At 46.5% G+C, this 6923-nt stretch carries 6 protein-coding genes; 5 read left to right on the plus strand and 1 reads right to left on the minus strand.

Annotated features, from left to right (window positions below):
* The first annotated feature begins 140 nt into the window (after positions 1 to 140).
* Positions 141 to 1436, plus strand: a complete 1296-nt coding sequence (locus tag BACCELL_RS22230; protein WP_007214349.1) for a S28 family serine protease — start codon at positions 141 to 143, stop codon at positions 1434 to 1436.
* Between the two features lie 301 nt (positions 1437 to 1737).
* Here the strand turns inward: BACCELL_RS22230 and BACCELL_RS22235 are convergent, their stop codons facing one another.
* Complete coding sequence (locus BACCELL_RS22235) at positions 1738 to 2325, minus strand: HdeD family acid-resistance protein (protein ID WP_007214350.1); 588 nt, start codon at positions 2323 to 2325, stop codon at positions 1738 to 1740.
* Between the two features lie 535 nt (positions 2326 to 2860).
* On the opposite strand from BACCELL_RS22235, the gene trpB reads away from it, so the two are divergent.
* The 4 genes from trpB to trpD form a co-directional block, all read left to right on the plus strand.
* A complete protein-coding gene (gene trpB / locus BACCELL_RS22240) occupies positions 2861 to 4042 on the plus strand; it encodes a tryptophan synthase subunit beta (protein WP_007214352.1) in 1182 nt (393 codons plus the stop codon).
* A gap of 68 nt (positions 4043 to 4110) precedes the next feature.
* Entirely contained in the window at positions 4111 to 5511 is a 1401-nt protein-coding gene (locus tag BACCELL_RS22245) for an anthranilate synthase component I family protein (RefSeq protein ID WP_007214353.1), read from the plus strand.
* A gap of 67 nt (positions 5512 to 5578) precedes the next feature.
* Positions 5579 to 6145, plus strand: coding sequence for an anthranilate synthase component II (locus BACCELL_RS22250; RefSeq protein ID WP_007214354.1), 567 nt, complete (start codon positions 5579 to 5581; stop codon positions 6143 to 6145).
* Between the two features lie 91 nt (positions 6146 to 6236).
* Positions 6237 to 6923, plus strand: a 687-nt coding sequence (trpD, locus tag BACCELL_RS22255; protein ID WP_007214355.1) for an anthranilate phosphoribosyltransferase, incomplete at its 3' end; no start/stop codon positions are given.

The raw sequence follows: 6923 nt of genomic DNA on the forward strand, positions 1-6923 counted from the left end.
AGGGGGAGAGGTGCCGGGAGGTAGTTCTCTCTCTTTTTTTGAAAACTAAAATATCATCGTAATTTATTTTCCAGCATATCACTTTTTCGTACCTTTGTCAATATTTACAAAACCAGATGATAAATTAAAAACGATTCATTATGAAGAACATGCACATTCGCTATGCAGCACTCCTACTCTTTGTTTTGCTGTCAGCATCGGCCTCTTCTTTCGCACAGACCGTTCTGGAGCAAAAAATCAACGCGATTTCCGCCATTAAAGAAATCCGCCCACTGGAAACTTCTGAGTTTTCAGAGAAATACGTGACCTATTTTACCCAACCGCTGGATCACCGCCATCCGGAGAAAGGCAGTTTTCGCCAACGCGTTATCGTTTCTCATGTCGGCTTCGACCGCCCCACAGTGATCGTTACCGAAGGCTATGGCGCCGCTTACGCCCTCCGTTCCCAATATCGTGAAGAGCTTTCAAAACTTCTCAATGCCAACATGATATTCGTGGAATATCGCTACTTCCTTGAGTCTACCCCCGAACCCAAAGACTGGCAATACCTGACAGCCGAGAACTCTGCGGACGATTTACATGCCATTACCACCGCATTCAAAAACATTTATCCGGGCAAATGGATCGCCACCGGCATCAGCAAAGGAGGACAGACTACCCTTCTTTACCGCACTTTCTATCCGGATGATGTAGATATTTCCGTTCCTTACGTAGCTCCGCTTTGTTATGGAGTAGAAGATGGACGTCATGAGCCTTTCCTGCATAAAGTTTCAACACCGGAAAACCGCAAGATAATTGAAGATTTCCAATTGGAAGCTTTGAAACGGAAAGCAACTTTACTTCCCCGTTTTGAAAAGTATTGCAGTGAAAAGAATTATTCATTCCGTGCACCGATTGAAGAAATTTACGATTACTCGGTATTGGAATATTCTTTCGCTTTGTGGCAGTGGGGTACTCCTATCAGCTCCATACCCGCTACTACAGCCTCTGATGATGAAATTTTCTCTCATCTGCTTGCCATCAGTGAGCCGGGATATTTCACCGCCGACAGTCCCAATGCTTCTTTCTTTGTACAAGCTGCCCGTGAATTGGGATACTATGGTTATGACGTCCAACCGTTCAAGCAGTATCTCTCCATCCAGTCCAGTGAAGGTTACCTGCACCGTCTGATGCTTCCCGAAGAGTTGAAAGATATGCCTTTCGACAAAACTTTAAGTAAGAAAATAACCAAGTTTCTAAAGAAACAGGACCCGAAAATGATCTTCATTTACGGTCAGAACGACCCATGGACAGCCGCAGGCGTCACCTGGCTGAAAAACAAGAAGAATATTCATGTATTTATCCAACCGAATGGCAGCCATCTGGCACGTATCAGCACATTGCCCGAAGCCGAAAAGGCAGAAGTTATGGAGTTAATAAACGAATGGTTGAAATAATAGGGCTACAAGTGACGAGCTACAAGCTACAAGTTGCTATGCCACGCAGTCTTTCCGACATACTCTTTATAGTCCAAACTATCTCAATTCTCCTCCTCCGTCGGAGGAGGAGTACCCCAACGGGGGGAGGTGGTAGGTAAGCAAGGAAATACCAATGAACCCTATAAATAAAGAATTTATTTCTCACCTACCACCCCGCCCCTTGGGCACCCCTCCTCCGAGGAGGAGGGGAATGGAGATACTCTGTTGAAATAGCCTCACGCTGAAAAGCACTCGTAACTTGTAGCTCGTAGCTTGTCACTCATTTATCTTCTATAATTTCCGCGTCCTCAATATTGTCTACAGCCTTTGAAGAAGCTCTCGGCGTACCCGGCTTCGGCCGTTTGCGAGTAAATGTAAACCAATTTATCAATTCGGAAACTGCATATACTATGCTGGTGATACCGATAATGATAAATGCCGTGGAACGTACCCCCGTCGGATTGAACAAGGCAACCAGCCCTGCAATCAGAATGAGCACCGGAATGATATAAAATCCCACACGAACCGGCATCCAGCGACGGGCGGCAGAAAGCGACGCAATCTGTTGCACACCGCCCAGTACAAGGATAAATCCCAGTACAAACGTCAGTAAGTCTGCAAAGAAACCGGGCATAATGATCAGCCACAGCCCAAACAGCAAACTACCGATTCCTTCGATAGGAAGGCGACGTCTCTCTTCGGCACTCATGGCAAAATACCCGATGATACTTAATAATGCCGGTATCAGAAACACAACACCGATCGTTATTACAAAATAGTCTCCGGCCTCATTGGGAAACATCACCAATACCAAACCGATTATCAGCGCACATATCGTACGCAAAAATGAGTTACTTATTCCTTTCATGAGCTTATGATTTTTTGCGAAGATACATTTTTATCCGCACAACTCCGCAAGAAAGTCACGAAAAATCAATTAACGTTCAGCCAAGCATTCATATCTTCGGCCACCAATAGCCAATAAAGTAACAAGAGAATAGCAATCGATACGCCAATGGCAACTAAATGTTTTCGCTTCATAGTTCATCCTTTCTTTTTTATTGTGAATAATAGTTGTTCTGAATACCCCTATAGAACAACTTTATAAGAAAAATGTTCTTTGAAAGAAAAAAAGCAAGAAATTCTTTGGTAATTAAAACAAAGTGCTTACATTTGCCCACAGCTAAAACAAAAAGACAATGAAAACAATGCTCATAAATACATATTGGTGGTGGCGCCCGTTACAACTCCGACAGTCGTAAGGGAGCAGCGCTCGTATGTATATATGTGAACATAATATAGATTAAGAAAGAGCCCTGTCGCAACCTGCGACAGGGCTCTTTTCTTTTATCCGGTTTTGAGATAAACAGTAAATCGTAAACAATTAAATAAAAAATAGGATTATGAGTTTTTTAGTAAATCAAGATGGTTATTACGGAGAATTCGGTGGAGCATATGTTCCCGAAATACTCCACAAGTGTGTGGAAGAGTTGCAGAACACCTATCTCAAAGTACTGCAAAGCGAAGATTTCAAGCAAGAGTTCGACCAACTGCTGCGTGACTACGTAGGACGTCCTTCCCCACTCTACTATGCCCGCCGGCTTTCCGAAAAGTATGGCTGCAAGCTCTACCTCAAACGTGAAGACCTGAACCATACAGGAGCTCACAAGATTAACAACACTATCGGACAGATTCTTCTGGCACGCCGCATGGGCAAGCATCGCATCATCGCCGAAACCGGTGCCGGACAACACGGCGTAGCTACTGCCACCGTATGTGCCCTGATGAACATGGAATGTATCGTCTACATGGGAAAAACGGATGTAGAACGCCAGCATGTCAATGTAGAAAAAATGAAGATGCTGGGTGCAACCGTCATCCCCGTCACTTCCGGAAATATGACGCTGAAAGATGCTACCAACGAGGCAATCCGCGACTGGTGTTGTCATCCTGCCGATACCTACTACATCATCGGTTCCACAGTCGGTCCTCATCCTTATCCCGACATGGTGGCTCGCCTGCAATCCGTCATCAGCGAAGAAATCAAAAAGCAACTCATTGAGAAAGAAGGCCGTGACTGCCCCGACTATCTTATCGCTTGTGTAGGTGGTGGTAGCAATGCCGCCGGAACCATTTACCATTATATCGACGATAGCCGCGTGCAGATCGTCCTCGCCGAAGCCGGTGGTAAAGGAATAGATACGGGTATGACTGCCGCTACCATCGCCCTCGGACAGATGGGAATCATTCACGGTGCACGCACTTACGTCATTCAGAACGAAGACGGCCAGATCGAAGAGCCCTACTCTATCTCTGCCGGACTGGATTACCCGGGTATCGGCCCCATGCATGCCAATCTGGCTGCACAAAAACGTGCCATCGTACTTGCTGTTAATGATGATGAAGCCATCCGCGCCGCCTACGAACTGACGAAACTGGAAGGTATCATCCCCGCCCTGGAAAGTGCCCATGCCCTCGGTGCCCTCGAAAAGCTGAACTTCAAACCCGATGATGTTGTTGTACTGACTGTTTCGGGACGTGGAGACAAGGATATAGAAACTTATTTAACGTTTAGTGTTGAGTGATTAGTGATTAACACTAAGATCATCGGTGCCACTAATCATTAATCATTAAAAACTAATCACGAAAGAAAATGAATACATATAATTATCAAACACATAGCCGTACCATTCTCGGCGACTTGCACACTCCTGTAAGTACCTATCTTAAAGTCCGCGACGTCTTTCCCCAAAGTGCACTCATGGAAAGCTCCGACTATCACGGCAGTGAAAACAACCGTTCATTTATCGGACTCTGTCCATTGGCAAGCGTCAGCATCGACCACGGAACAGCCATCTTCCGCCTGCCCGACGGTACTCGCGAAGAACGTCCCATCACACAGGAATATCCTGTAGAAAAAGCTTTAGAGGATTTCCTCGGCTGCTTCCATGTGGAAGGCGAATATGCCAATTACTGCGGTCTTTATGGCTACACCTCTTTCAATGCCGTACGCTATTTTGAAAATATTCCCGTAAAAGATAGCCGCGAAGCCACCAACGACGCACCGGATATGCTCTACATCTTGTATCAGTACCTCATTGTCTTCAACGACTTTAAGAACGAAATGGTACTTCTTGAAATGCTTGCCCCCGGTGAAGAAAGTGAACTGGATACGGTGCAGAAAGCCATCAATAACCGCAATTACACCGCCTACGATTTCCGTGCCGTTGGTGAAACCACTTCCCCACTGACCGACGAACAGCATAAAGCAAATATCCGTCAGGGAATTGCCCACTGCCTGCGTGGGGATGTTTTCCAGATTGTTCTCTCCCGCCGTTTCGAACAACGTTTCGTAGGCGATGACTTCAAACTTTATCGTGCCTTGCGCAGCATCAACCCCTCTCCTTATCTGTTCTATTTCGATTTCGGAGGTTTCCGCATCTTCGGTTCATCACCCGAAACGCACTGCCGCATCGAAGGCCGCCACGCCTACATCGACCCCATCGCCGGTACTACCAAGCGCACCGGAGATCCCGAACAGGATGCGCTGAACGCCCAATACCTGCATGATGATCCCAAAGAGAATGCAGAGCATGTCATGCTGGTCGATCTCGCCCGTAACGATCTTTCCCGCAACTGCCACGATGTAAAAGTGGATTTCTACAAGGAAATGCAATATTACAGTCATGTTATCCACCTGGTAAGCCGCGTCAGCGGTACGCTGAACGAAGATGCCCGCCCCATCAAAGCATTCATCGACACCTTCCCGGCAGGCACTCTAAGCGGTGCACCCAAGGTACGCGCCATGCAACTCATCAGCGAACTGGAACCGCACAATCGCGGCGCTTACGGCGGTTGCATCGGCTTCATCGGGCTGAACGGTTCACTGAACCAGGCCATTACCATCCGTACTTTCGTCAGTCGCAACGGTGTACTTTGGTTTCAGGCAGGCGGCGGCATCGTAGCCAAGAGCAATGAAGAATACGAGTTGCAAGAGGTGAACAACAAACTGGGAGCACTGAAAAAGGCAATCGTAATGGCGGAGAAAATGTAAATTCATGTACTTTGTAAATTGTACTTAAAAAATTGTACTTTGTAAATTGTAAATTGTAAATGAAATCATGAAAACAGTAATCATAGACAACTACGACTCTTTCACCTACAACCTTGCTCATCTGGTAAAAGAACTCGGCGCAGAAGTAGATGTGCTACGCAATGATAAATTAGAGCTTGAGGAACTGGAGAAATATGATAAGATCATCCTTTCACCCGGCCCCGGCATTCCCGAGGAGGCAGGCTTACTATTAGAGGTCATCCGCACTTACGCAGGACGGAAACCCATACTTGGCGTCTGTCTGGGTGAACAGGCCATCGGACAAGCATTCGGCGGGAAACTCACCAATCTGAGTGAAGTCTTTCACGGCATACAAACGAATGTAAAAATAAAGAATAAAGATTACATTTTCTCCGGTCTTCCTACTGAAATACCAGTCGGCCGTTATCACTCCTGGGTAGTGGATACGGAAGGATTTCCCGAAGAATTGGTTATCACCGCCATCAGTTCCGAAGGTCAAATCATGGCACTGAAACATCGGGAATACGATGTTCACGGCATCCAATTTCACCCGGAATCGGTATTGACTCCCGATGGAAAACAGATTGTAGGCAACTGGCTGAAAGGCGTCTGAAATGCCACATTTCAAACACTAAAGTGAGGCATTCCGAACACAACAGAATTTTCAATCGTAAATTGTAAATCGTCTAATCGTAAATAAGAAAATGAAAGATATATTAACTCGTCTCTTCAACCACGAAGAGCTTACTTCGGAAGAAACCAAGCAAATTCTCCTGAACATCACCCGGGAAGCTTACCCCGAAGCACAGATTTCCGCATTACTCACTGTATTTCAGATGCGTAGCATCACAGTAGATGAACTAATCGGCTTTCGCGAAGCCCTTATGGAGACTCGTATCCCTATCGACTTCGCGCCTTATCGGCCTATCGATATCGTAGGTACGGGAGGTGATGGAAAGAACACGTTCAACATTTCCACTTGTGCCTGTTTTGTGGTGGCCGGAGCCGGTTACAAAGTTGCCAAACACGGCAATTATGGTGCCACTTCCGTCAGTGGAGCAAGCAATGTCATGGAGCAACACGGCATCCGCTTCACCAATGATCCCGACAAGTTGAAACGCAGCATGGACGAGTGTAACATCGCCTACCTGCACGCCCAACTTTTCAATCCGGCAATGAAGTTCGTCGGCCCTGTGCGCAAGGCATTGGGAGTACGTACACTGTTCAACCTTCTTGGCCCGCTTGTCAATCCTTGCAAGCCTACTTACCAGTTGCTCGGTGTGGCCGATCTTGCACAGATGCGACTCTACACAAATGTTTTTTACAAACTCGGTATCGATTTTGCGGTAGTCAACAGTCTCGATAGCTACGACGAAATCTCCCTCACGGAC

This window comes from Bacteroides cellulosilyticus DSM 14838 (assembly GCF_000158035.1).
In the GTDB taxonomy this organism is placed as follows: domain Bacteria; phylum Bacteroidota; class Bacteroidia; order Bacteroidales; family Bacteroidaceae; genus Bacteroides; species Bacteroides cellulosilyticus.

Bases quoted from the DNA above. Each gene is read 5' to 3' on its own strand.
- BACCELL_RS22230 (WP_007214349.1), top strand. From the start codon at position 141: ATGAAGAACATGCACATTCGCTATGCAGCACTCCTACTCTTTGTTTTG.
- BACCELL_RS22235 (WP_007214350.1), bottom strand. From the start codon at position 2,325: ATGAAAGGAATAAGTAACTCATTTTTGCGTACGATATGTGCGCTGATA.
- trpB (WP_007214352.1), top strand. From the start codon at position 2,861: ATGAGTTTTTTAGTAAATCAAGATGGTTATTACGGAGAATTCGGTGGA.
- BACCELL_RS22245 (WP_007214353.1), top strand. From the start codon at position 4,111: ATGAATACATATAATTATCAAACACATAGCCGTACCATTCTCGGCGAC.
- BACCELL_RS22250 (WP_007214354.1), top strand. From the start codon at position 5,579: ATGAAAACAGTAATCATAGACAACTACGACTCTTTCACCTACAACCTT.